This is a genomic window from Streptomyces sp. NPDC059477, from assembly GCF_042749375.1.
Classification (GTDB): domain Bacteria; phylum Actinomycetota; class Actinomycetes; order Streptomycetales; family Streptomycetaceae; genus Streptomyces.
On record NZ_JBHYUG010000068.1, the window covers coordinates 8691 to 32772 of the forward strand.

Genomic DNA, 24082 nt, shown 5'->3' on the forward strand with positions numbered 1-24082 from the left:
GGCGGGGGGATTGGGGTCCCCCGGGAGGGGCGGCCACATGTCCGCCGACCGGCTTCCGGCTTTGGGGGGTTTCATCGCCGCGTCGGCGGTGCCTGCGGTGGGGGCAGCGCGCGTAGTGCTGGTCGTGCGCCTCGAACAGCCATTGGATGCCGGTGGCCTCGGTGAGCGGCAGGGGGAGGCCGGTGGTGTCGGCGAGGGTGCGTGCCAGGGCGAATTCCCAGCTGCCCATGTCGGATCGGGCGGCCAGCCGCGCCAGCACCCTGGTCAGGAACTCCGGTGGCCGCCCGGCCAGTACGGCGGCCAGCAGATAGGGGTCCTGGTCGTAGGTGTGCGCGCCGGTGAGCCAGGTGGCACAGGCGACGGCGACGGTGTGGCAGCCGGCGGCGGCGAGATAGGCCGCGCCGCGGGTGTCCGTCGGCAGGGAGCCGTCCTTCCGCAGGCTTTTCAGCTCGGGCAGGAGCGCGCGCCGGGTCCGGTCGTCCAGGTCGGCCAGGAGCAGGGGCAGTTCATCGCGGGCGCCTGCCTGGACGGCACCGAGCAGCGCGGTGGCGGGGTCCTGCCCGGCCTCGTGGCGAAAGCGCTGGGCCCTGGCCGGGCTCGCGGGGCGCGGGGAGCGGGCGAAGCGGCGGATCATCGGGACTCCAGGGAGGCGCGGTCACGGCGGTGGGCGATACGGACGGCGAGGGCGTGCTTGCAGGGGCCGCGCCGGCCCCGGTGATCGGACCACCAGGGACAGGTGCAGCTCGCGCCGCGCCCGTCGGCGGCGGGCCGCACCAGGTGGGTGTGATCGCCGGAACGGACGGAGGCGACCGGGGTTTCGGGTCCCCCGGCGCCCTCGTGGAAGGTGACCGCGCCCTCGGCGACCAGGGCGCGGGCGGCGACGAGGCGGGGGTTGTGCCGCTCGGCGCGGTCGGCGTCGTAGGGCAGTTCGCGGTGGAAGTAGGCGGCCTCGGCGGTGTCGTAGCCGACGCGGCCGGCTGTGCCGAGGCGGGTGAGGGCGGCCCGGACCCGGTCGTGGGTGAGGCCCGCCGCCGCGGCGAGTTCGGCCGGGTCGATGCGCGGTTCCCAGGCGAGCAGGACGCCGAGGAGTTCGGCGTCGGATGCGGTGTCGTCGCCCGCCAGGGCTTCCAGGACCGCTCCTTCGCCGCTGAAGCCGCGTGCCACGCCGGGTGAGAGGACGAGGGTGAGCCGCATGCCGGGCAGGTCGATCTCCCAGCCGCTCGCCAGGGGCGGGCTGTCCGGGGCGGCGGGCGGGCCGTACAGGCGCAGCCCGGTGGCGTGCCGCAGGACGCGCAGGAGGGCGCCGAGCCGCCCGGGACCGGGCAGGCAGACGGCGCCGGGTGCCGGGCGGCTGGTGGGACGCAGGCCGCGCCCGGCGGGCAGCAGCCACTGCTCGGCGCCGCCGGACCGCCCGGTACGGGGCAGCCCGCGCAGGAACCTGACCGTCTCGGCGGCGCCGAGTTCGGCGCGCAGGTCGAACGCGGCGGAGATGACCTGGGTCTCGGCGAAGCCCCGCAGCCAGCGCTCGGGCAGCGGCACCTTCTTCTCCACCACGGCTCCGTCGAGCGTGGTCACCGCCAGCTCCTCCGGGCCGACCCGGAGATGGAGCGGATCGTCGCCGCCGATCCGGGCCAGGGCGTCCCGCAGCGGATTGTTGACGTCCACGTTGGTCGTGCCGTGCCGCACCTCGCCGCCGTCCAGGCCGTCACCCAGCACATCCAGGCGCGCGTAGACCCCGCAGCAGCCGGAGAACGACTCGAAGCGCAGCCGGTCGCCCTGCGCCGTGACCACCGGATCGCGCAGCCGCGCCAATTCCGGCCGGTAGTAGCGCGCCCCGGCCACGTCCGCCACCGCCAGCAGCGCCGCGGCGGCGACCTGGGGCCGGGTCAGGAACCCGGAGTAGAAATGGGGCCGCGCCACGGGCCCGGCCGGTGTCACCCCGCCGGAGGTCTCCAGACCGAGGGCCGTCCCGCGCGCGGTCGTACGCACGGCGGACGGCTGAGCATAGGCGTACGCCTGAAGGTTCGACGTCATACCCAGAACGCTACGGCCTGCCACTGACAATGCCCCTGGGCACCCGTGCGGGGGCGGTGCCGGGAGCTGTGCGGGAGGCGTGCCGGGGGCTGTGCCGCCCGTCCGGTGAACGACCGTCAGCGGGCCGCCCCGGCAAGGAACCGCACCCCGCACCCTGCGAGGCGCCCCGGCGAGAGGACGTGCCCCTCGACCGCGCTGAGCCGGTTGCGCGCGGCCGGGCCCGGCTTCGCCGTGAGACAACGGGACGCGAGACGTGTCGCTGGCGTTCATCGACGCGGTGTTCGAGCGCCTGGGGCGGCGCCTGTTCCCCGATCCGCACCCGGCCCACCGCCTTGGTCCGCTCCCGGCTCACCGCCCTGATCCGCTCCCGGCCCACCGCCCTGGTCGCCGGGGTGGGTTCCGCCGCCTACGACGGTCAGCTCGCCGCCCGCCGCGCCAGGTGACCCCGCCTCAGCCCAGCGGGCCAGCCGACCGGTCAGCCGGTCAGCCGGTCAGCCGCGACCCTCGTAGCAACCGCCCCACCGTGTCCGCCGCGAGGTCGTCGGCTGAACTCCCCGGCGGCAGCGAATCCGCCGCGGTGAGCGCGGCGATGCCGTGCAGCGCGGCCAGCAGGATCACGCCGAACCGTTCCGCGTCGGCGACGGACGCGCCGCTGCCGTCGAACAGGTCGAGCAGGATCTCCCCGCAGGCCGCCGAGGCCGCCCGCACCTTGTCCTGCGGGTCGCGGTACTTGCACGCGTACATCACCTCCAGCAGCGCCGGGTACCGGGTCGCGAACCGGACGTAGGTGAGAGCCAGCCACGTCAGCCGGTCCTCGAAGCCGCCGTCACCCGACGTCGACTCGGCCAGCTCGGCGCCGAGCCGCTCGAAGCCCTCGACCGCGAGCGCGTCGAGCAGCGCCTGCCGGTCGGCGAAGTGCCGGGAGGGGGCCGCGTGCGAGACCCCGAGGTCCCGGGCCAGCGAGCGCAGGGAGAGTGCCCCGACGCCGTCCTCGGCCAGGACGGTCTCCGCGCGGGCCAGCAGCTCGGCGCGCAGGTTTCCGTGGTGATACGCCATGCCGCCATCGTACAAGGCGATGTTTCCATTGACAGCTTTGTAGTCATCGCCTACATTTTCCAGTCACGTCACCCTCCGCGCCACTCCACTCACCACCTCACCCGCTCACCGCCTCACCCGCTCACCACCTCACCACGACAGGAACGCATCGATGAAGGCCATTGTTTTCGGGGCGACCGGCATGGTCGGCCAAGGTGTGCTGCGCGAGTGCCTGCGCGACGACACCGTCAGCGAGGTCCTGGTGATCGGGCGTACGGCGACCGGCGTCGAGCATCCGAAACTCCGGGAGGTCGTCCACCGGGATCTCCAGGAGCTGATGGCCCGGCCGGGCGCCGATGTCCGGCTGTCCGGCGTCGATCTCTCCGGCTACGACGCCTGCTTCTTCTGTCTGGGCGTCTCCTCGATGGGCATGACCGAGGAGGCGTACCGGCGGATCACCTACGACCTGACCCTCACCACGGCCCGCACCCTGGCCGCCGCGAACCCGGACCTCACCTTCGTCTATGTCTCCGGCCAGGGCACGGACAGCACCGAGCGGGGCCGGACCATGTGGGCCCGCGTCAAGGGCCGGACGGAGAACGGCCTGCTGGCCCTGCCCCTGCGCACCTACCTCTTCCGCCCCGGATACATCCAGCCCCTGCACGGCATCACCTCCAGGACCCGCGTCTACCGCGTCCTGTACGCGCTGACCTCGCCCCTCCATCCCCTCCTCAGGCGCCTCGCGCCCCACCAGCTCACCACCACCGAGCAGCTCGGCCGCGCGATGATCGAGGTCACCCGCCACGGCGCGCCTGAGCCCGTCCTCCACAACCGGGACATCAACCGGGCCGCCCTCGGCGAGGGCCACCAGGCACCGCGCTCGCGCTGATCGCGCCGTCGCGTTCTTGGCCGGTTTCACCATGTCGGCCGGTTCCGTCCGTTGGGTAGCGTCATGGCCCGGTGACACGAGGCAAGGCGCGAGGCAGGACAGCGGGAACCGATCAATCAGGAGGCCGCGATGTCGTGGTTCACCCACAGCCTGCGGGCGTTCAGCGGTGAGATGCGCGCACGGTGGCACGGCTACTTCGTCGAATACGGACAGCGGGACTGACGCCAAGGAGGACCACCATGTCCTGGCTCATCAAGAAGGTCCAGGCACTCAGCGGTGAGATGCGCGCACGGCGCAATGAGTACGGTGACCGGTACGGCCGCACCGACTGACCGCTCACCCCACCTCTCCGTACGGGATGGGATGCGCGGCTTGATCACCGCATCTCATCCCCGTCAGTTGGGCAGGTGACCTCGTGTTCCTCAACAGGCTCGGTCTATGGCCCCAGTTGCTGCGCTGGGAGCGCCTGGCGGCGGACCACGACGGTCCCTTCAGGCTCCGGTTCGGAACCCTCTTCGTCGCCGACGGGCAATCGGCGCGGGACATCCTGGTCGACCCGGACGGCAACTACCTCTCCCAGTCCGGATTCTTCCGCCTCGGACAGCGGCCCCTCCCCCAGGACCTGCGGACCGCGGCCTCGCACGAACTCCTCAGGGTCCTGGCCCGGCACGACCTGCCCGCGTCCTTCGACCTGGACGCCACCCTCCAGGAGCTGAGCGACCGCCAGGGGCGGCTGCGGCATCAGCGCTGGGGGGTCGAGATGATCCGCCGCTACTTCGCCCCCGCGATAGCGCACGAACGTCACACCCGGATCAACTCGCTGGTCGACGCCTATGTCACATCGAGCGTCGTCGCCGACGACATCGTCGGCCGTACGGTACGCGGATCACACCGTACGGTGCCGGGTATCCGGGCCGGATTCGCCGAGCAACTGGGAATGGTGACCGGGCGGCGGCCCGACGCTCCGGCCCACGATCTCGTGGATCTGGTGCTCGGTGTGGAGGGAGAACTGTCCCCGCAGGACCGCGCGCAGCTCCTCCAGCGGCTGATCCTGTCCACGGTCGGCTTCACGGGCGTCGCCCTCGAATGGGTCGTGCTGCTCGGCGTCCAGCACGGGTACAACGGCCCGGAGCTACGACCCGAGCAGGTCCGCTCCCTGGTCAGGGAGACACTGCGGGTCTATCCCACCGCGTGGCGCCTGGTCAGGGTGGCCGCCAGGGATCACCGGATCGCCGGGGTCCCGGTCCGGCGGGGGGAGCATGTCCTGATCGGCACGCACGCGATCCACCGGTCCGGTGCCGTGTGGGACCGGCCGCTGGACTTCCGTCCCGACCGCTGGGAGGAGGACCCGGCCGACGACGAGCGCAGGCGCTCGTACCTCCCCTTCGGGAGAGGGGAAGGCATGTGCCCGGCGAACGGCTTCGCCCTCAAGGCCCTCGAACACCTCGGCCACCTCATCCTTCACCGCTACCGGGGAGAGGTACGCCTCCGGCGCCGCAAGCCCCACGCCCGTACCCTCCTGGCACCACCGGCGGGCTGGACCCGCCTCACCGGGGCGGGTCCGTAGCCGGGGTCCGGCGGGGTCGGCCCAACAAGCCGACGGGCCAGCGACCCAACGAACCGACGGGCTAGCGCGCCCGCGTGGCCGCCAGGCTCGCGAAGCGGCGCAGCACCCGGTCGCGGTGGGGTGCGAGTGCCTCAAGTTCCCTCGGGGCGTTCTCGCGCAGGCCGGGGGCGGTGGCGGCGTCGTCGGGGAAGGCCTGGGCGAAGGCGTCGACGGCGGTGATGTCGACCTCCAGGTGGAACTGGAGGCCCCACGCCGACGCGCCGACCCGGAACGCCTGTACCGGATAGCGGTCGCAGGAGGCGAGGGTGACCGCTTCGGCGGGCAGGTCCATGCTGTCGCCGTGCCAGTGCAGGACGCGCAGATCGCCGGGGAGGCCGTCGAAGAGCGGGTCGCCCGTGGCCGCGGAACCCACGGACACGGGCCCCTACCCGACCTGGAGCGTGTCGCCGGGCCAGGCTCTGCCGCCCGCCGCCACCGCCAGCAGTTGTGAGCCCAGGCACACGCCGAGCACCGGCACCTGGGTGGCCAGCGCCGTGCGCAGCAGGCTCAACTCCGCTTCGCGGGTGGGGAAACCGTCGTCGCTGTAGGCGGACATCGGCCCGCCCATCACCACGAGCGCCTCGGCCCCCGTCAGATCCTCGGGCACGGGTTCACCGGCCCACACCCGGCACACCCGCAGCGGGAGCCCGGCCGCCTCCAGGGCCGAACCGACCTCGTACGGACCCTCCTGGGCCACATGCTGTACGACCAGAACCGCCACCGCCGACCGACCCCTTCCCCACCCTCGGACGCCCTCCTGGACGACGAGTTCACATCGTACGGGCGGGTGCGCGGGCCGGGCGGCGGGCGGGCCTCGTCACTCCCACTGGTAGGGCAGGTACTTTCCGTCGAGGGTGATGACGACCCGGTCACCGGCCGGGTCGGGGACGCGCTGGACGTCGAGGCGGAAGTTGATCGCGCTCATGATGCCGTCGCCGCACTGCTCGTGGATCAGTTCCTTGATGGTCGGTCCGTAGACCTGCACGATCTCGTAGAGCCGGTAGACGGTGGGGTCCACCGGGACGGCCGCGTCCAGGGCGCCCCGGGTGGGCTGGAGCCGGAAGGCGAGGGCGGCGTCGTCGCCGAGTTCGAGGAGGGCCGCCGCGGTGGCCGCCTCGTCCTTGCCCATCGGGTGCTGGCCCAGCAGGGCCGCCGTGGTCCAGGCCAGTGGTCTGCCGATCGCTTCGGCGAGCTGGGCCCAGGTGACCCCGGTCTTCACCTTGGCCTCGCGCACGGCTTCGGCGGCTTCCCGCTTGCTGAGCATGTGTGTCTCCCTTGACTGCGAAGGTCCTGGCGCCACGTCACACCAGGGTAGGAGACCCGGGCCGGGACGGTCAGGTGTGCGTCCCGGGCGCCGAGGTGCTCGTCGGCCGTCAGCGAGCCTCCGCGGTCCGTGCCCGGTCGTCGGCGTCGAGCAGTCGCCGCAGCAGTTTCGTGAGCGTCTCGCGCTCGGCCTCGGTCAACCCCCGCAGGAAGGAATCCTGGGACCGCTCGGCCACCCGCCACAGGCGGCGCTGGAGGGTCTCGCCCTCGCCGGTGAGTTCGACCAGCTGGCGGCGCCGGTCGGCCGGATCCCGCGTACGGCGTACCAGCCCCCGCTCCTCGATCGCGTCCAGATAGCCCCCCAGATGGCTGCGCTGGAAGCCGAGCCGGTCGGCCAGCACATGCTGGGGCAGCGGGCCGAAGTCGGCGAGCGCGGTCAGGGTCGCGAAGTGCGGCAGCCGCAGCCCGTGTTGGCCCACCGCCTCCACCAGGGCGTCGTGGCCGATCCGGGCGGCGTGACCGGCGAGATAGGACGGCAGCGCCAGCAGGCTCGGCGGCCGGGGCGCCGCCTGCGCCCCGCCGGCCGTCACGCCGGGGCCCGGTTCAGCGCCGGGGCCCGCTCCAGGGGTTGCGTTCATCTGTTCACGATATCGGAAGACCATGGCCGGACGTAATGATGACGCGTTGGAATGATTCCATGTTGTAATTAATCGATTCCATGCTGACAACCAACTCGACCCAAAGGACCGCTCCATGACCGAAACACCCACGTCACAGGCCGACCCGGCCACCGGCGAGACGTTACGGACCACCGCCCCGTTCGCCGCCCTGCTGCTCGCCGTCCTGTCGTTCTCGCTGATGCAGACGATGGTCGTGCCGGCGCTGCCGGACCTCCAGCGTGAGTTCGACGCGTCCACCACCGGGGTCTCCTGGGTGCTCAGTTCCTTCCTGCTCACCGCCTCGGTGGCCACGGCGCTGCTCGGGCGGGTCGGCGACATGTTCGGCAAGCGCCGGGTGCTGATCGCCAGCCTCAGCGTGTTCGCGGCGGGCACCCTGCTGGCCGCCCTGTCCGACTCGCTGCCCCTGCTGATCACGGCCCGCGCGGTGCAGGGGGTCGGATCGGCCGCGTTCCCGCTGGCGTTCGGCATCGTGCGCGACACGTTCCCGCGTGAGCGGGTGCCGGTGGCGATCGGCCTGATCTCCGCCACGTTCGGGATCGGCTTCGGCGTCGGGCTGGTCGTCCCGGGGCCGATCGTGGACGCGCTGGACTGGCGATGGATCTTCTGGTTCGGCCTGATCGTGATCCTGCTGGGCATCGCCGCCGTCACCGCGTTCATCGAGGAGTCCACGGTCCGCTCCCCCGGCCGGATCGACTGGACCGGCGTGGTACTGCTCAGCGCGGGAGTGGTGACACTGCTGCTGGCTATCGGTCAGGGCACGTCGTGGGGCTGGGCGTCGGGCGCGGTCATCGGCCTGTTCGTCGCGGCGGCCGTGCTCCTCGCGGTGTTCGGGTACGCCGAGAAGAAGGTGCGCGATCCGCTCATCGACATCGCGCTGCTGCTCCGGCCGGCCGTGCTGACCAGCCATGTCACCGCGCTCATCATCGGTTTCGGCATGTACGGCGCCTTCACCCTGGTACCGCTGCTCGCCCGGACGCCGTCGGCGGCCGGATACGGCTTCGACGCCTCCGTCACCGAGGCTGGGCTGTTCATGGTGCCGATGGCCCTCACCCTGCTGATCGCCGGCCCGCTCGCCGGACGGATCGGCGCGGCGGTGGGCTGGAAGCCGCCGCTGGTGCTGGCGTGCCTGATCGGTGTGGTGGGCTTCGTCGTCTACGCCGGGGCGCACGACAGCGAGGCGGCGATGTACACCGGGTCGGCGGTGCTGGGCACCGGCGTCGGGTTCGCCTTCGCCGCCCTGGCGAATCTGGTGGTCAGCTCCGTGGACCGGAGCCAGACCGGCGAGGCCACCGGCATCAACACCATCATGCGCACCATCGGCGGCTCGCTCGGTGCGCAGATCTCCGCGTCCCTGGTGGCGTCCCGGACCATCCCCGGGACCTCGTTCCCCGCCGAGTCCGGCTACACCACCGCGTTCGTGATGTCCGCCATCGCGCTGGGCGTCGCCACCCTCGCCGCGCTCGCCGGTCCCGGCAGGCTCTGGCACCGGGCCCCGGCCCCGGCGCCCGCACCCGCACCCGCACCCGCACCCGCACCCGCCGTACCCACATCCGCGCCCGCGTCCGCGCCAGACCCCGGTAGCAGCCGGTCCACCGCCTAGGAGTTCACGCACATGCCTGACTACGGACATGACCTCCTCTTCGGCACCGTCCTGGTGCCGAGCGCGGGACACGCCGACGACACGGTGACGCTGGCCCGCCTCGCGGACTCGTCCGGGCTGGATCTGGTGAGCGTGCCGGACCATCCCTACCGGCCGGAACTGCTCGACGCCTGGATGGCGCTCGCGGTCATCGCCGCGTCCACCACCCGGGTGCGGGTCTTCCCCAACGTCGCGAATCTCCCGCTCCGCCCGCCCGCCCTGCTGGCCCGCACGGCGGCGGGCCTGGACCTGCTCAGCGGTGGCCGGGTCGAACTGGGGCTGGGCGCCGGGGCCTACTGGGACGCGATCAGCGCCGATGGCGGACCGCGCCGGGATCCCGGTGCGGCGGTCCGTGCCACCCGGGAGGCCATCGAGATCGTACGGGCGCTGTGGCGCGGCGGCCCACCGGTCCGGGTCGGCGGCGCGCACTACCGGCTGGACGGCGCCGCCCCCGGCCCCGCCCCCGCGCACCCCATCGGGATCTGGGTCGGGGCCATCGGCCCGCGCATGCTGGAGCTGGTCGGGGCGGCGGCCGACGGCTGGCTGCCCAGCGTGCCGCACGTACCGCCGGGCCGGCTGGAGGCGGGGCATCGGCGCGTCGACGAGGCGGCGATCGCGGCCGGTCGCCGGCCGGCGGCGGTACGGCGGCTGTACAACCTCTCGCCGGGTCCGGGCGGCTTCCCTCGCGGCGCGCCGGACGCCTGGCCCGAGCAACTGGCCGCCCTCGCACTGGAGCACGGGACGAGTGCCTTTCTGCTGCCCGCGCGGCAACCGGCCCTGATCCGGACGTTCGCGGCGGAGGTGGCGCCCGCCACCCGGGAACTGGTGGCCGCCGCACGCGGCCGGGCGGCGGACCCCGACGGCCCGCCGTCCGACCCGGGCGGGGTTGCCGACGGGGCCGCCGCGAGCGCCGGGCCGGTGGTGGCGGGCTCGCGCACGGCCACCCTCGCGCCACGCGCGCACCGCACCGGCTCCGGGGAGCGGCTGTCCGTACGGCCCACCCCCGACCCCGGTGTACGACGGTCCACCGAGCGTCTCTGGGACGAGTCGACCCGCCCCGCCGGGCCGACGGCCGACCCGGAGCGGCGCCATCCGCGCCACGAGCAGGAGCCGGCCCGCAACCTCGTCGCCGCGCACGACCAGTTGCGCGCCGATCTCGACCGGCTCGGCGGGCTGGTGCGGGAGGTGCTGGCCGACACCCTCGACCCCGGCGAGGCCCGGTCCGAGATCCAGAAGCTGAGCCTGCGTCAGAACATCTGGACACTGGGCGCACACTGCGCCTCGTACTGCCGGGTGACGGCCCTGCATCACACCCGCGAGGACCAGGATCTGTTCCCGTTTCTGCGGCGGTCCGATCCCCGGCTGGGCGCGGTGCTCGACCGGCTCGCGGAGGAACATCACGCCATCCAGGGGGTGATCGAGCGGATCGACCGCGAGCTGGTCGCCCTCGCCCGGGGCGGGACCTGCGGGGAGGGGCTGCGGGCGGCCGTGGACCTGCTCACGGACACGCTGCTGTCGCACCTCTCCTACGAGGAGCGGGAGTTGATCGAACCGATGGCGCGGTTCGGGACCGGCTGGTGATCCGCACGTCGGTGTGGTCCGGGACCGGGCGGTGACTCCGGCGTGTTCCAGAGCGAGTGGGTTGTGGCGGGCAGGCGGTGACCCCGCTGCCGCAGCGGACGACGGCATGAGCCCCGAGCGCCCGGTGGCGCTTGCGCGGTTGGGCAGGCGCGGCGGACGTACCGACCCCGGAGTACGGGGTGGCACTCCACAGGGCGGTGCGGGCGCCGGGGAGGGCGGCAGCGCCGGGGACGCGGCCGGAGCGGATGCCGGTGGGCGCGGCACGCGCTGCCCCTATCGCGGTCAGCGGCGCGGGCGTCCAGGACGCCGACGCCGCCGGGCGCCCATCCGGTGTGGCATCCCGGCAGCGGCGCGGGCACGGGCACGAGCGCGGCGAGGTGCAGGACGGGCCAGCCCCTAGCCCAACCTCTAGGAGGCCGGGCCAACCACGAGCCCAACCTCTAGCGGGCCGGGCCAACCACGAGCCCAACCTCTGGCAGGCCGGGCCACCCCTTGGCCCACCCCCTACCGCGGTATCACTCGCGACATGGCTCCGTGGTGTGACGCCCCGCCGTCCACCCGCTTCCTACCTTCCTCACCCGTCACCACGGACGGACAGGACAGAGGGGGGACGGACGGATGCGCCGTTTCAGGAACACGCTCACCACCGCCGTACTGACCGCACTGCTGGTCGGCAGTACGGCGGGCGGGGCCTCGGCCGGCGGCGAGGACGCGCCGGGCGGTCCGCTCCCGGGCATCGCCGCCTGGCTGGCGGACGGCTCCCTGGGCAGGAAGCTGCCGGACCCCGCCACGGCCACCCCGTCCGACGTGGCGGCCTTCTTCGCCGGCCTGACCGTCACCCAGCGGTGGCGGCTCGTCCGGGACCACCCCGGCGTGGTGGGCAACCTCGACGGCGTCCCCGTACACCTGCGCTACGCGGCCAACGCGCCCGCGGGCGATCAGGTCCTGGCGTACGACCCGCGCGGCCGGGGCCTGATCGCGCGGGTCGCCGGTGATCTGGAGAACGCCGCGCACGTCGCGGTGATCGTCCCCGGCTCGGACATCGACGTCTCGACGGCCGACCGTACGGCACGGTGGGCCGCCGACCTCCAGGAGGCGGCGGGCGACGACACGGCCGTCATCGCCTGGGTGGGGTACACCACCCCCGCCGGTATCGGCCCCGACCTCGCGACGGGCCGCCTCGCCGAGGCCGGTGCCGAGCGCCTCGCCCGTTTCACCGACGGCCTGGACGCGGCCGGCCTCCCCGCCCCCTCCCTCTTCTGCCACAGCTACGGCTCGGTGGTCTGCGGCCTCGCCGCCCCCGGCACCGACGCGCGTGACATCGTCGCCGTGGGCTCGCCCGGCATGCGCGCCGACGAGGTCACCGCGCTCGGCACCGACGCCCATGTCTGGGCGGCGAAGTCCCCGGACGACTGGATCGGCCACGTCCCCCATGTCGAGATCCTGGGCCTGGGCCACGGAGCGGACCCCACCTCACCCGGCTTCGGCGCGACCGTCCTGAACGCCGACGACGTCCCGGCGCACGACGCCTACTTCACCCCCGGCACCGCCACACTGACCGCGTTCGCCGCCATCGCCGCCGGAGCCCTGTGATGAACGCCCCCGCAGGGCTCGCGAAGCTCACCGCCGAGATCGACGGCCGGACCCCTACCCACCGCGACCGCGCCATCGACGGCCTGCGCGCGCTGGCACTCCTCGCCGTCCCGGCCGGCCACTGGCTGGTCGGCGGCTTCACCCTCGACGCCGGGGGCGGTCTGCACAACGCCAGCCCGCTGGCCACGTTCGGCGCGCTGGCGCCGGCCGGCTGGATCCTCCAGATGCTGGGCATCTTCTTCCTGGTCGGCGGCTACTCCTCGTACCTCTCCTACCGGCGCCGCAAGGGTTCGGCCCGCGCCTGGATCACCGGTCGGCTCATCCGCCTGGGCCGCCCGGTCCTCGGCGTCACCGCCGTATGGGCACTGCTGCTGCCCACCCTCCACTACGGCCTCGGCGTCCCGGTCGCCACCCTGCACACCGCCTCCACACTGGTCGTCCAGCCGTTGTGGTTCGTCGGCGTCTACGCCGTGATCACGGCACTGACGCCGTGCTGCGTCCGTGCCTCACGGCGCCTCGGTTTCTGGTCCGCGGCCCCGCTGCTCGGCTCGGTCGCGCTGGTCGACCTCCTGCGCTACGGCCCGTACGCGGACGTGATGCCGTCCTGGGTGAGTCTGCTCAACCTGCTTCCGGGCTGGATGTTCGCCTACCAGCTGGGCGTGTCCTGGGCGGACCGGCGGCTGGGCCGCCGCGAGGCGTGGCTGCTGCTGTGGGGTGGCGCGGCCCTGTTCGCGACCCTGCTGCTGGCCTTCCACTACCCGGCCTCGATGGTGGGCGTGCCCGGCACCTCCCGGACCAACTCCCATCCCCCGTCCCTGCTGGTCCTGGCGCTGGCGGCGACCCAGTGCGGTGCGGCGATCCTGCTGCGCGACCGGCTGGCCCGGCTGCTCCTGCGCCCCGCCCTGTGGGCCCCGGTGGTGATCATCAACCTGGCGGCGATGACGATCCTGTGCTGGCACCAGACGGCGATGCTGGCCGCCGCGGTCCCCGCCTCGTACGTGGGCGAGATCCCCGGCCTGACCACCGCGCCGGACACGGCCGCATGGATCCTGGCGCGGGTGGCCTGGCTGCCGCTCTTCGCGGGGCTGCTCGTGGTGATCGCGCGGTTCACCCGGCACCTGGAGACCCCCTGGGACCACACCGGCCCGATCCGCCGCGCGTCGGCGGCCGTACTGGCGGCGGGCTTCACCTACTTCGCGCTGGTGGCGTAAGGGGCCCGGCGGCGGACGACGGCTGCGCACCGCCGTATCACCGCAGATCAGCCCGGCGGCCACACGCCCCGGACGCCGCCCCACCGCGCGGCACCGGACACCTTCCCACCCCACATAGGCTGGAGCACATGACGTCAGTGGAGGACAAGCCCCCGCGCGCGCTGCTCGCGGGGGCGTCGCGTCGGTGGGTGCGGCTGGTGCCGTGGGCCGTGGCGTTCGTGCTGTTCGTCGCTCTGCTGCCCACCACCATCGGGGTGCTCAGCGTCGACTACGGCCTGAGCGGCGGCCTCGCGGGCGGGCTGGCCGTCGCGCAGACGGCGCCGCTGCTCCTCGCCGTCGTCCGTCCGCTGCACGCCTGGTACGTGATCCTCGCCTCGGACGTGGCCACGGCGCTCGTCCTGCTCACCGTCGGCTTCCCCGCGCAGCACGCGTGGCCCTTCCCGCCCACGGCGATCGTCGGGTACCTCGGCCTCTGCCTCGCCCTCGGCCTGCGCGAGCCGCGCCGGACGCTGCTGCTGGTGTGGCTGACGACGGCGGGCGTGAGCGTCGCCCTGGGGTTCGCCGCGCCCCACGGCACGAGCGGCAGCGGCGTCCTGCTCACGGTGCTCAGCGGCGTCGCGCTCGTGCTCGGCGGCGCGCTGCGCGAGCGGTACGAGGCGCAGCGCAGGCTGGCCGAGCAGGAGACGATCAGCGAGGCCGAGCGCGACCGGCGCACGCTCCTGGAGGAACGCGCCCGTATCGCGCGCGAGCTGCACGACGTGGTGGCCCACCACATGTCCGTCATCACGGTGCAGGCGGACACCGCGGCGTACCGTCTCGACGGGCTGCCGCCGGAGGTGCGGAAGGAGTTCACGTCCATCGCGGCGACCGCGCGCGAGTCGCTCGGCGAGATGCGGCGGCTCCTCGGTGTCCTGCGCAACGAGGAGACGCGGGGCGAGCTGGCGCCCCAGCCGGGCCTGACCCGGATCGGGCAGCTGGTGGAGGCGACGGTCAGGGCGGGCGTGCCGGTGGAGTTCACGCCCTGCGACGCCGATGTGCCCGAGGCGGTGGGTCTGTCCGCGTACCGCATCGTCCAGGAGGCCCTCGCCAACGTCGTACGGCACGCGCCCGGCGCTCCGACGCATGTGTCGGTCTCGGCGTCGGCGTCTTCCGGCGTGGAGCGGCTCACCGTCCTCGTCGTCAACGGGCCGCCGCCCGAGCCGCCCGCCGCACCGCTGGAGAACGGCGACACCGGGCACGGCCTCGTCGGCATGCGCGAGCGGGTACGCATCGCCGGTGGCACCCTCGACGCGGGACCGCTGCCGGACGGCGGCTTCCGGGTGGCCGCCCAACTCCCCCTGACCGACAGCCTCCCTCCGACGTAAGGATCCTCACGTGACGACGCGCGTCATCATCGTCGACGACCAGGCCATGGTGCGGGCGGGCTTCGCCGCGCTGCTGGCCGCCCAGAGCGACATCGACGTGGTCGGCGAGGCTCCCGACGGCGCGCAGGGCGTCGAGCTGAGCCGGCGCACCCATCCCGATGTGGTGCTGATGGACGTCCGCATGCCCGAGATGGACGGCCTGGAGGCCGCGCGCCGCCTCCTCGCACCCCCGCCGGGCGTCACACACCGGCCGCGCGTCCTGATGCTCACCACGTTCGACGTCGACGACTACGTGTACGAGGCACTGCGGGCGGGCGCGAGCGGCTTCCTGCTCAAGGACGCTCCCCCGGCCGACCTCATCGCGGCGGTACGGGTCGTGGCCTCGGGCGACGCGCTGCTCGCCCCCTCCGTGACCCGCCGTCTCATCGCGGACTTCGCCCGGCAGCGTCCCGCCGCCCGGGGCAGGCCCGCGCTCCGCCTCAAGGCCCTGACGGAACGCGAGACCGAGGTCCTCACCCTGGTGGCCCGCGGCCGGTCCAACGCGGAGATCGCGGCGGATCTGGTGCTGGCCGAGCAGACGGTGAAGACGCATGTGAGCCGCGTCCTCACCAAGCTCGACCTGCGCGACCGCGCCCAGGCCGTGGTCTTCGCGTACGAGTCGGGACTGGTCACCCCGGGCGACTAGGCACGCCCGGGCCGCGAACGCCGCACACCGCACACCGGGCGTCATACGCCGGACCGGAACCGGCGCAGGCACCCCGAGCGGCCCCGTCAACACGGCGGCACGGGCCGTCGCCGCTCCCGTGCCCCGCGCCGGGAACGGTGCCTCCCGCGCCCCACTCCGCCTCGTGCCCGCGCAACCGGACAAGGGCCGGGGCGCCGGTCCGCCCGCACCACCCACCACTCGGCGCTACCTTGTGCCGCATGAGCAACCTTGACCGCGCGCCGGTACCCAGCGTGTGCGGCGGACGCGGATTCGTCGTCGCCGAGCCCGTCCGCGAACTGCTGAGCCCCCGCCGGGTGCAGCTCGGCGAGTCCACCGAGGTACGCCGACTGCTGCCGAACCTCGGCCGGCGCATGATCGGCGCCTGGGCCTTCGTCGATCACTACGGCCCCGATGACATCGCGGACGAACCCGGAATGCAGGTGCCGCCGCACCCGCACATGGGCCTGCAAACCGTCAGCTGGCTGCACAAGGGGGAGGTGCTGCACCGCGACTCGACGGGCAGCCTCCAGACGATCCGCCCGCGCGAACTCGGCCTGATGACCTCGGGCCGGGCGATCTCCCACTCGGAGGAGAGCCCTCGCCCGCACGCCCGCTTCCTGCACGGGGCGCAGCTCTGGGTCGCGCTGCCGGACGCGCACCGGCACACCGACCCGCGTTTCGAGCATCACGCCGATCTGCCGACCGTCACGGCACCCGGCCTCACGGCGACGGTGATGCTGGGCGACCTCGACGGGTCGGCGTCGCCCGGGACGACGTACACCCCGTTGGTCGGCGCCGATCTCGCGCTGACCGCCGGCGCGGACGTACGGCTGCCGCTGGAGCGGGATTTCGAGTACGGCGTGCTGGCCATGTCCGGCGAGGTGCACGTCGACGGCGTGCCCGTGCTGCCGGGCTCCATGCTCTACCTCGGCTGCGGACGCTCCGAACTCCCGCTGCGGGCCGCGTCGGACGCCGGGATCATGCTGCTCGGCGGTGAGCCGTTCGACGAGGAACTGATCATGTGGTGGAACTTCGTCGCCCGTTCCCAGGACGAGATCACGCAGGCTCGCGAGGAGTGGATGACGGGTGCCCGGTTCGGTGAGGTGAAGGGCTACGACGGCGGGCCTCTGCCCGCGCCCGAACTGCCGACCGTCCCGTTGAAGCCACGGGGCAGGTCGTTCACAGTCGGCGACGCCAGGTGATCCCACCCACCACCGGTGCTACCGGCGCCGGCGGGTCGACCCGGCGACGTCAGATCCTCAACGTCATGAACCGTTGAATTCCATCGGATCGCGTCGCGCTGCCGGGGAATGTAACAGCCCACCCGCCACACCATTTCCACGCGCCGTCACCAGTCACCAGTCACCCGATCGTGTGCCCCAGGCTGGGGCGCAGGCGACTGGACAAGGCAGTCAACGGGGATTTCATTTGGCCCCCTGGCTCACATACGTCACCACCGGATCCAATTCACCTGCGCAACACTTGAGGCCCCAGCACGCCATCCGGAATTTATCGGCTCATCCCATGAGTAGCACGTTTAGGCGAATGTATTGCGCACGGTGATCGACCGTCTCGATATCACTGATATCAATCTCAGTGCGCTCGAATCCGAGCCGAGCACCCTCCTTCGCAGGCCGCGCGTGAACACGCCGGTCTGGTTCGAGAATGGAGTCCGCGCATGGGAACCACCCTCCGCAAGCCCCTCGCCCTTGTCGCCCTCGCGGCGATGTCCTCCCTCCTGCCTGCCACCGAGTCCGTGGCGGCACCCACTGCCCAGCAGGCCGAGCGTCCCGGCCTGTACTGCCTGGCCAACGCCTGGGGCACCCCGGACGTCTCCAGCCAGCCGTGCGACGCCAGTGACCCCGGCCAGCGCTGGACCGTCTCGGGGAATCAGATCTCCCTCACCGACGCGCCCGGCTACTGTCTGGCCAACACCTGGGGCACCCCGGATGTCTCCAGCCAGCCGTGCGACCCCAACAGCGAGGGCCAGTACTGGGACGTGACGGGCCAGCAGATCTCGCTCAACTACGCCCCCGCCTACTGTCTCGCCAACGCCTGGGGCACCCCGGACGTCTCCAGCCAGCCGTGCGACACCAGCGACCCCGGCCAGCACTGGGTGGTGTTCAAGGACCAGATCAGCCTGGCGCTCGTCTGATCCTCTCCACTGTGCCCGGGGCGGGAGCAACCCTCCCCGGGCACAGCCATGCGCCGCTACCGACAAGGACCCGGATGTCCGGGCGCCGGCCGGCCGCGGGAGGTGGTGGTTCAGGGGCAGGTGGTCAGGATGACGGAGATGACGGTGCAGGTGGCCGACGCGGTGTCGTCGGCCGGGTCGGGGTCGGCCGGGGCGGACGCGGTCCGGGTTCCGGAGACCGTGACCTGGCCGAGGGACAGCAGGTGGAGCGGGACCCGGAACGTCTTGTCCACGGCGGTGCCATTGGGGATCGCCCCGTAGGCACAGGTGACGGTGGAGGCCGCGGTGGTGCAGCCGGCGGAGAGGTTGGTGGCGGTCGCGCCGGGGGGCAGGGACGCGGTGAGGGTGGCCGAGGTGACCGCGTCGGGGCCGGTATTGCGGGCGGTGAGCGTGTAGGTGAGGTAGGGCACCAGGATGCCCAGGTGGGGCTGGGCGGAGACGTCGACGTCGATGTCGGCGGTCGGGGCCACATAGGTGAACTCACCGGCCGGTGTGATGGCGCTGGTGCCGCCGGGAGTGGTGACCCGGACATCGACCGTGCCCGCCGCGTGCGCGGGCGCGGTGGCGGTGCAGGAGGTGGCCGAGCATGTCACGCCGGTTGCGGGGGTCCCGCCGAAGGTGATCGCGGTCGCGCCGTTCAGGTCCGTTCCGGTGAGGGTCACGACGGTCCCGCCGTCGGTGGTCCCGCTGTTCGGTGAGAGGCCGGTGACCTCGGGCGCCGGAATGGTGTGCAGGGCGAGTCTGCGGGGGCTGCTGAGCCCGCTCGCGGCGGTGGTGACGGTGTTGGTGGCGGTGTCGATGGCGTAGAGGTACCCGGGGACGCTGGAGCTGGCGTTGACCGAGTCGGTGACGTGGACGGTGGTGCCGGTGGCGTTGACGGCGACGTCCTGGGCGTTGCCGAGGCCGCCGACGAACGCGGTGACGGTATCGGTGGCCGTGTCGATCACCTGGACGCCGCTGCCGATGGGGCTGGCGCCGTAGAGGGTGCCGCCGTCGGGGCTGATGTCCACGCTGGTGACGTTGGCGCCGGTGATGGTCGCGGTGACGGTGTTGGTGGCGGTGTCGACCTTGGTGATGCCCGCGCCGGCGGTGGCGACGTAGACGGCGGTGCCCGCCGGGTCGACGACGGCGCCGTAGGCGGCGGCCGGCATCGGCACGTTCGCGGTCACCGTGGCGGTGGCGGTGTCGATGACGACCAGCCGGTTCGGCCCGGCGGCGGCGACGTACGCGGTGGTCCCGGCCGGGTCGAGGGCGATGCCCTGGAGGCCGCCCGCCACGGGGATGGTCGCCGTGACGGTGTTGGTGGCGGTGTCGATGGCCTCCACGACGTGCGCGGTGGTGTCGGCGACGTACACGGCGGTGCCCGCGCTGTTCACGGTGAGCGCCGTGGGGATGCCCGCGAGCGGAACGGAGGCGGTGACGGTGCTGGTGGCGGTGTCGATGACCGCGACGGCGTTCGCGAGCGCGGTCGCCGCGTACAAGGTGGTGCCCGCGCTGTTGACCGCCACGTCCTGGGTGTAGCCGCCGACCGGGATCGACGCGGTCACGGTTCCGGTCGCGGTGTCGACGGCCGAGACGGCCTGGCGGTTGAAGTCGGTGACGTAGGCGATGGTGTGGCCGGGCTGCGCCGCGTGCGCGGACGGTCCGGTCAGGGCGACCAGACCGGTCGCGGCGAGCAGAGCCGCGGCGCCCGCCGAGATCCGGCGGCGCCACCGGGTGTGCGAGGGTCTCTGCCGTGTGGTCGGCTGCATTGTCGTCGTCCCTCTCCCCACGGGTCCGCGGTCCGGAGGCGGGGCACGACGGCCCGCGACGACCACCCGGGGCGGTCCCGTACGGTCCCCGCGGCCGTAGCGGCGTGGAGACCGCGCGGACCGGGAAGACCGGGGCAATCCTCGTGGTGCGGGTATCGGGCCCGAGGCCGGGAACACCGGACATGACCGGAAAACCACCAACGGCGTCCGGATCGCCCGCTCACGCTTCGAGTACCGGCTCAAGCCAGGGTCGTCTCGGTGATCCGGCGGCGGAAACACAACATCGCCGACCGTCGTGCCACTGCCCTTCCAGGCCCCGCTCGAACCATGAGCAATGAGCGCCGCCGGCAGCCGACGCCGACGACGGGGTCCGCGTCGGGGAGGATCACCCACGTACGGCAAAGCCCGGAGGCCGTCTCACCGGATGCCTCCCGGGCCGGTCGGGGGTATTCCGGGGCGGGTACTTCCCCGGCTGTGGCCGAGGTGGGCGAATGCCCGCGTACAAGATGGTCACCAGGCGATCGTGGCCGTCCGCGGCGCCCGGTGCGGCCATACTCCGGGTACCGTGGCCGATCTTCCCGGTCCGGGCACAGAGCGCATCGGTCTGCCGCTCGGGGAAACCCGGTCCCCTCCCGGTGGGGCAGCCCCCTACCGAGCGGACACCACAGGCTCCCGCACAGCGCGGCACCCGCCCGGTGTGTGTCGCCGGGCGGGTGCCGTGCGGGTGAGGGGTCAGGCGGGGGTGATGTTCTCCGCCTGGGGGCCCTTCTGGCCCTGGGTGACGTCGAAGTTCACCTTCTGGCCCTCCTGAAGCTCACGGAAGCCGGAGCTGGCGATGTTCGAGTAGTGCGCGAAGACATCGGGGCCGCCGCCGTCCTGCTCGATGAAACCGAAGCCCTTCTCCGAGTTGAACCACTTCACGGTTCCGCTGGCCATTCGTCCTCCAAGGGGACTTGATGTCGGTCCCCGCACCGTGCGGGAACCCGAGGTGATCGCCCTGGCCCTCAGACGCTGTGAACAGCAAAAGACGCCCGTGCGCATACTCACGGGCGACCGGTACTTCGGAACCATGACAGCTGGCCATGACGGTACACCGGCAGCCCCGATCTCACCGCCCCCATGCGCCACCCGTCGGCCACCGGGGTCGCATCGGCCCGCGCGAGGCGTCGGGATCACCGGTGCCTCGGGGTCCGGCTCACGCGGTTCCAGGGTCTGACGGTGATGCCGATCGTTCGCGGCAGCGCTGCGCGCGACCGGCTGATCACCGTGGCGCCGCGGCTCGTGCCCCCGCAACCGCATCCGACGGCGGCCCCGTCACCTGGACCTCCCGTCGCGTCCGCCTTCGGGGTCAGAGACCGAGCTTGGCCTTGATGTCGGCGACCTCGGGGCCGGTGTCCCCGGCGGGAAGCTCCCACTCGTACTCCGCGCCGGTGCCGTCCGTGTAGACGGCCTTCCCGCCCTTCGCCTGCGCGGGGGTGAGGTCGAAGACCCGGGCGCGGACGGCGGTGTCGTCCGGCTCGACGGCACCGGACACGGGGTACCCGTCCAGGGCGACCTTCCCGGCGTTGCCGTTGCCCGCGGCGACCGGCGTGCCGTCCGGCCCGATCCACCGCCAGCCGCCGCCCGGCGCGGGCTCCTCGTCGGCCGGGTTCGCGCTCATCGACTTCTCGGTCAGGACGACGACGGCGAAGACGCCGTTCTGCGGCGAGACTCCGGCGCCCTGTCCGCCGTAGACGACGGTCGTCGGGGTGATCTCCAGGATGCCGATGGTCCCGGCTCCGACGGTACGGGCCGGCTCCCCCAGGTTCCCCGCGGCGGAACCCGTGTCGTCACCGGCGGGCGTGTCGGGGGCACTCGGCGTGGGCGACGGCTGTGCGTGGGTGGCGGACGGAGACGGCTCGGCGTCACCGTCGCTGTCCCCGAGCCCGGGTTCACAGGCGGTCAGGGCCAGACAGGCGGCGGCGACGAGACTGACGGCGAACGGAATTCTGCGCATGGTGTCCCCCCAGGGATTCGGTGTGCAGGGGGACCGTAGCGCTCACAGAGGGCGCACAGGAGGCCCGTCGCGGAGGTGGTACCCAAGGAGTACGACCGTGACGGAGCGGTCACATTCCCACGCGTCACGGCAGCACCCGTGCGACCGGCAACGAGAGAAACGCGCCAGGGCGGACGCCCTCGCTCGGACCAGGGGCCGCCTCGACGCGGGCGACGGCGTCAACGGTCCGGCCGCCGACCGCTACGTATCGGCCACCCGTGAATCCTGGTTTCTAGCGTCCGCGGTTCAGCAGGAGGCGGGCTGCCGGGCGGCATGGCCTGCCGAGGGAGGCGCATCGCCGCTCGAAGTCCGCGGGGAGCCAGCCGTTTTCCAGCAGCCGGGGGTGGGCGGGGAACGCCGTGATCGCGGCCAGGACGAACAGCAGCGACGCCCACGGGGTGCGGAGCCGGACGGTCGTCTGCCGTCCGTTGACGATGTCGTGGAAGCTGGTCTGGAAGACGTCGGGTGCGACGAGGTCGATCGTGTCCAGGCCGCCCCAGCCGAGGTCGAGCGCGCACTGCGGATGCCCGAAGTAGACCTTGCGTGCGGTGACGGTGATCTCGCCAGAGCCGTCCAACACCCACCGTGGTTGAGCGTCGATCGCGGCGGCACGGCGACGGGCGGAGTTGCCGAGAGCCGAGCCGGCCATGGTGCCCAGCACGAACGCGGGACTGCCGAAGGCGATGACGTTCTGGTGGGAGTAGCTGCCGTCGCCCACGGGCCGCCAGGTCAGACGCTGCGCGGGGCCGACCGCGAGTGCCCGATCATCGGGTTCGAGCCGCGCGACGGTGGCCACCAGCGGACGCTGCTTCAGCCGTCCTTCGGCCAGGTCGGCGATGATGTCGCACGAGAACCACAGGTACTCGTCGAGCCAGGACCAAGCCGGAACCTGCTCGTTGCCCGAAGGAGGAGTGAAGGGATTGTCCACTGTTTCTCCGACATCCGAGTGCCGACGCACCATCAACTGCCGTCGTTCTGCGCCCAGTCTACCGAGGTACCGCCGCGCTCACGAGGGCGTTGCCCCGGCCTCGATGCCGGCCGGCGGGGTGCGCGCCGTCGTGGCGTCCGTGGACGGCGTCGGCGAGATCCTCTTGCCGGTTCTTGAGGCGGGTGAGGAGCGAGCGCGGCGTGGTGGGCCAGGTGTGCCGGTGCCGGCCGTCGCGAACCGGTCCGGCAGTGAGGTGACGCTCCCGACAGCAGAGTGAAGACAGAGTCCATTTCCACGGCCACCGCACCTCCCCGGTCCGCCCCGAACGCGAACACCGGATCACCGTCGGCGGGCAAGGCCGCCACCGGGCAACCCCGCCCGCCGACAGCGCCAGGACCACCGGCTGTCCCCCGACGGGTTCTGCTGTGGATGATGTCCACGACCGTTCAGTGGATGATGTCCACGGCCGTGATGGTCAGGACGCTGTCGTGGACCCAGTACAGGACGATGGCGTCGGGGAACGAGACCACCCGCCGGTCCTTGGTCTGCGGGCGGCCCGGGGCCCGTTCGGAGCCGAGCCCGTACGGTGCGGCGGCGAGGCGGCGCATTCCCGCGTCCAGCGCGTCCCGGGGCCCGGGTTTCATCGCCGCCCATTGTGCGCGGGCCCGGTCGGAGAACTGGACCCGGACACCGGCCTGGCTCATGCCGCGTTCTCCCCGGCCGGGTCGTAGCCGGGCAGGTCCTCCATCGGAGTGCAGCCGGAGAAGTCGCCGTCGGCGAGCCGGTCCATGGCCGCGTCGATCTCGGCCCATGCCTCGGCGGGGAGTGCCCACATGGCCAGCGTCCGGGCGAGCTGGGCGGCGGGGGTGCGTCCGATCTCCGTCTCGAACTCCGCCAGGCGTGCGGGGTCGGCGGCGAGCGCCCGGCGGACGCCGTCGATCGTCGCCGGGATCTGAACCTCCCGGCCGTCGACGCGCGTGGTCCACGTCGTCTTCTCGTCCACGGCGGTACACCCTCCCTCTCCCGGCTGCCCCACCGTACGTCGCCCGAACGCACGGCGGTACGGGCCCCGGACGGGATCCACCCCTGAGGACGACGCCCGAGGGCCTCCCGGCGGGAGCGGGGAATCGTCTTCGCGGGCTCCAGATGGCCGACGGGCACACGCATGCCAACCAGCGCGTCGTCTCACTGTTCGGCCTTCCGTCCTCCTTCCTGTGTGCCCTCCGTCGCTACGCCGACTCCCGCAGCCGGAGCCTCGCGTGAACCACCAGTTCGTCGCGGCTCAACCCCCCGCTGCTCGTCAGCAGCCGTGCCGCCTGTTCCACGGCCAGGGCGCCGAGTTCCCGGGTGTCGAGGGCCACCGTGGTCAGCGGGGGTTCGACCAGGGCGCCGAGGGGCAGGCCGTCGAAGCCGATCACGGCGAGGTCCTCGGGGATGCGGCGGCCGAGCCGGCGGGCGGCGCGCAGGGCTCCGATGGCGATGATGTCGTTGAACGTGAAGACCGCCGTGACATCGGGGTGGCGGGTGAGCAGGTCCCTCAGGGCCTTCTCGCCGCCCTCCACGCTCTGGTCGC

The 24082-nt window shown here is 72.9% G+C and carries 23 protein-coding genes and 1 pseudogene; 10 read left to right on the plus strand and 14 right to left on the minus strand.

Going from position 1 to position 24082, the window contains the following annotated elements; genetic code table 11:
* The 3 genes and pseudogenes from ACFXAZ_RS28000 to ACFXAZ_RS28010 all read right to left on the minus strand — a co-directional run.
* A pseudogene (locus ACFXAZ_RS28000) lies at positions 1-634 on the minus strand (hypothetical protein); the annotation flags it as partial.
* The gene (locus ACFXAZ_RS28005; protein ID WP_384596834.1) at positions 631-2034 is read right to left on the minus strand and encodes an SWIM zinc finger family protein; all 1404 of its coding nucleotides are present in this window, start codon (positions 2032-2034) and stop codon (positions 631-633) included. The gene ACFXAZ_RS28005 and the pseudogene ACFXAZ_RS28000, both read right to left, overlap by 4 nt.
* Before the next feature lie 483 nt (positions 2035-2517).
* Positions 2518-3090, minus strand: a complete 573-nt coding sequence (locus tag ACFXAZ_RS28010; protein ID WP_384596836.1) for a TetR/AcrR family transcriptional regulator — start codon at positions 3088-3090, stop codon at positions 2518-2520.
* Positions 3091-3241: 151 nt separating this feature from the next.
* On the opposite strand from ACFXAZ_RS28010, the gene ACFXAZ_RS28015 reads away from it, so the two are divergent.
* Together ACFXAZ_RS28015 and ACFXAZ_RS28020 are read left to right on the plus strand one after the other, a co-directional pair.
* Positions 3242-3958 carry an epimerase gene (locus tag ACFXAZ_RS28015; protein ID WP_384596837.1) on the plus strand — a complete coding sequence of 239 codons (717 nt, stop codon included), beginning with the start codon at positions 3242-3244 and terminating at the stop codon, positions 3956-3958.
* A 415-nt stretch (positions 3959-4373) separates the two neighbouring features.
* Entirely contained in the window at positions 4374-5525 is a 1152-nt protein-coding gene (locus ACFXAZ_RS28020; protein ID WP_384596839.1) for a cytochrome P450, read from the plus strand.
* Positions 5526-5586: 61 nt separating this feature from the next.
* Here the strand turns inward: ACFXAZ_RS28020 and ACFXAZ_RS28025 are convergent, their stop codons facing one another.
* The 4 genes from ACFXAZ_RS28025 to ACFXAZ_RS28040 all read right to left on the minus strand — a co-directional run bounded on the left by ACFXAZ_RS28025 (position 5587) and on the right by ACFXAZ_RS28040 (position 7465).
* Positions 5587-5943 (minus strand): type 1 glutamine amidotransferase, encoded by a 357-nt coding sequence (locus ACFXAZ_RS28025; protein ID WP_384596841.1) that lies wholly within the window; start codon positions 5941-5943, stop codon positions 5587-5589.
* 6 nt (positions 5944-5949) lie between these two features.
* A complete protein-coding gene (locus ACFXAZ_RS28030; RefSeq protein ID WP_384596843.1) occupies positions 5950-6285 on the minus strand; it encodes a type 1 glutamine amidotransferase in 336 nt (111 codons plus the stop codon).
* 96 nt (positions 6286-6381) lie between these two features.
* Positions 6382-6828: a cyanase gene (gene cynS, locus ACFXAZ_RS28035; RefSeq protein WP_382693434.1), complete on the minus strand. Its 447-nt coding sequence runs from the start codon at positions 6826-6828 to the stop codon at positions 6382-6384.
* Between the two features lie 109 nt (positions 6829-6937).
* A complete protein-coding gene (locus tag ACFXAZ_RS28040; RefSeq protein ID WP_384596845.1) occupies positions 6938-7465 on the minus strand; it encodes a MarR family winged helix-turn-helix transcriptional regulator in 528 nt (175 codons plus the stop codon).
* A 115-nt stretch (positions 7466-7580) separates the two neighbouring features.
* Between ACFXAZ_RS28040 and ACFXAZ_RS28045 the strand changes: the two genes are divergently transcribed.
* The 8 genes from ACFXAZ_RS28045 (at position 7581) to ACFXAZ_RS28080 (ending at position 17756) form a co-directional block, all read left to right on the plus strand.
* A complete protein-coding gene (locus ACFXAZ_RS28045; protein WP_384596847.1) occupies positions 7581-9107 on the plus strand; it encodes an MFS transporter in 1527 nt (508 codons plus the stop codon).
* A gap of 12 nt (positions 9108-9119) precedes the next feature.
* Positions 9120-10727, plus strand: a complete 1608-nt coding sequence (locus ACFXAZ_RS28050) for an LLM class flavin-dependent oxidoreductase (RefSeq protein WP_384596849.1) — start codon at positions 9120-9122, stop codon at positions 10725-10727.
* Positions 10728-11345: 618 nt separating this feature from the next.
* Positions 11346-12320 carry an alpha/beta hydrolase gene (locus ACFXAZ_RS28055; protein ID WP_384596851.1) on the plus strand — a complete coding sequence of 325 codons (975 nt, stop codon included), beginning with the start codon at positions 11346-11348 and terminating at the stop codon, positions 12318-12320.
* Positions 12320-13531 (plus strand): acyltransferase, encoded by a 1212-nt coding sequence (locus tag ACFXAZ_RS28060; protein ID WP_384596853.1) that lies wholly within the window; start codon positions 12320-12322, stop codon positions 13529-13531. Before ACFXAZ_RS28055 ends, ACFXAZ_RS28060 begins: the two co-directional genes overlap by 1 nt.
* 128 nt (positions 13532-13659) lie before the next feature.
* A complete protein-coding gene (locus tag ACFXAZ_RS28065) occupies positions 13660-14895 on the plus strand; it encodes a sensor histidine kinase (protein ID WP_384596855.1) in 1236 nt (411 codons plus the stop codon).
* A 10-nt stretch (positions 14896-14905) separates the two neighbouring features.
* Positions 14906-15580: a response regulator gene (locus ACFXAZ_RS28070; protein WP_384596857.1), complete on the plus strand. Its 675-nt coding sequence runs from the start codon at positions 14906-14908 to the stop codon at positions 15578-15580.
* Between the two features lie 239 nt (positions 15581-15819).
* Positions 15820-16803 carry a pirin family protein gene (locus ACFXAZ_RS28075; protein ID WP_384596859.1) on the plus strand — a complete coding sequence of 328 codons (984 nt, stop codon included), beginning with the start codon at positions 15820-15822 and terminating at the stop codon, positions 16801-16803.
* A gap of 476 nt (positions 16804-17279) precedes the next feature.
* Positions 17280-17756, plus strand: a complete 477-nt coding sequence (locus tag ACFXAZ_RS28080; protein WP_384596861.1) for a ricin-type beta-trefoil lectin domain protein — start codon at positions 17280-17282, stop codon at positions 17754-17756.
* A gap of 110 nt (positions 17757-17866) precedes the next feature.
* Here the strand turns inward: ACFXAZ_RS28080 and ACFXAZ_RS28085 are convergent, their stop codons facing one another.
* The 7 genes from ACFXAZ_RS28085 to ACFXAZ_RS28115 all read right to left on the minus strand — a co-directional run.
* A complete protein-coding gene (locus tag ACFXAZ_RS28085; protein ID WP_384596862.1) occupies positions 17867-19546 on the minus strand; it encodes an IPT/TIG domain-containing protein in 1680 nt (559 codons plus the stop codon).
* A gap of 732 nt (positions 19547-20278) precedes the next feature.
* A complete protein-coding gene (locus tag ACFXAZ_RS28090; protein WP_010982331.1) occupies positions 20279-20482 on the minus strand; it encodes a cold-shock protein in 204 nt (67 codons plus the stop codon).
* A 412-nt stretch (positions 20483-20894) separates the two neighbouring features.
* Positions 20895-21542 (minus strand): hypothetical protein, encoded by a 648-nt coding sequence (locus tag ACFXAZ_RS28095; RefSeq protein ID WP_384596864.1) that lies wholly within the window; start codon positions 21540-21542, stop codon positions 20895-20897.
* Between the two features lie 271 nt (positions 21543-21813).
* A complete protein-coding gene (locus ACFXAZ_RS28100; RefSeq protein WP_384596866.1) occupies positions 21814-22509 on the minus strand; it encodes a hypothetical protein in 696 nt (231 codons plus the stop codon).
* 446 nt (positions 22510-22955) lie between these two features.
* Positions 22956-23213, minus strand: a complete 258-nt coding sequence (locus ACFXAZ_RS28105; RefSeq protein WP_384596868.1) for a type II toxin-antitoxin system RelE/ParE family toxin — start codon at positions 23211-23213, stop codon at positions 22956-22958.
* Positions 23210-23512 (minus strand): hypothetical protein, encoded by a 303-nt coding sequence (locus tag ACFXAZ_RS28110; RefSeq protein ID WP_384596870.1) that lies wholly within the window; start codon positions 23510-23512, stop codon positions 23210-23212. The genes ACFXAZ_RS28105 and ACFXAZ_RS28110 overlap by 4 nt, the downstream gene beginning before the upstream one ends.
* Positions 23513-23738: 226 nt before the next feature.
* Positions 23739-24082 (minus strand): substrate-binding domain-containing protein (locus tag ACFXAZ_RS28115; RefSeq protein WP_384596872.1); only part of this gene is annotated, 344 nt, incomplete at its 5' end.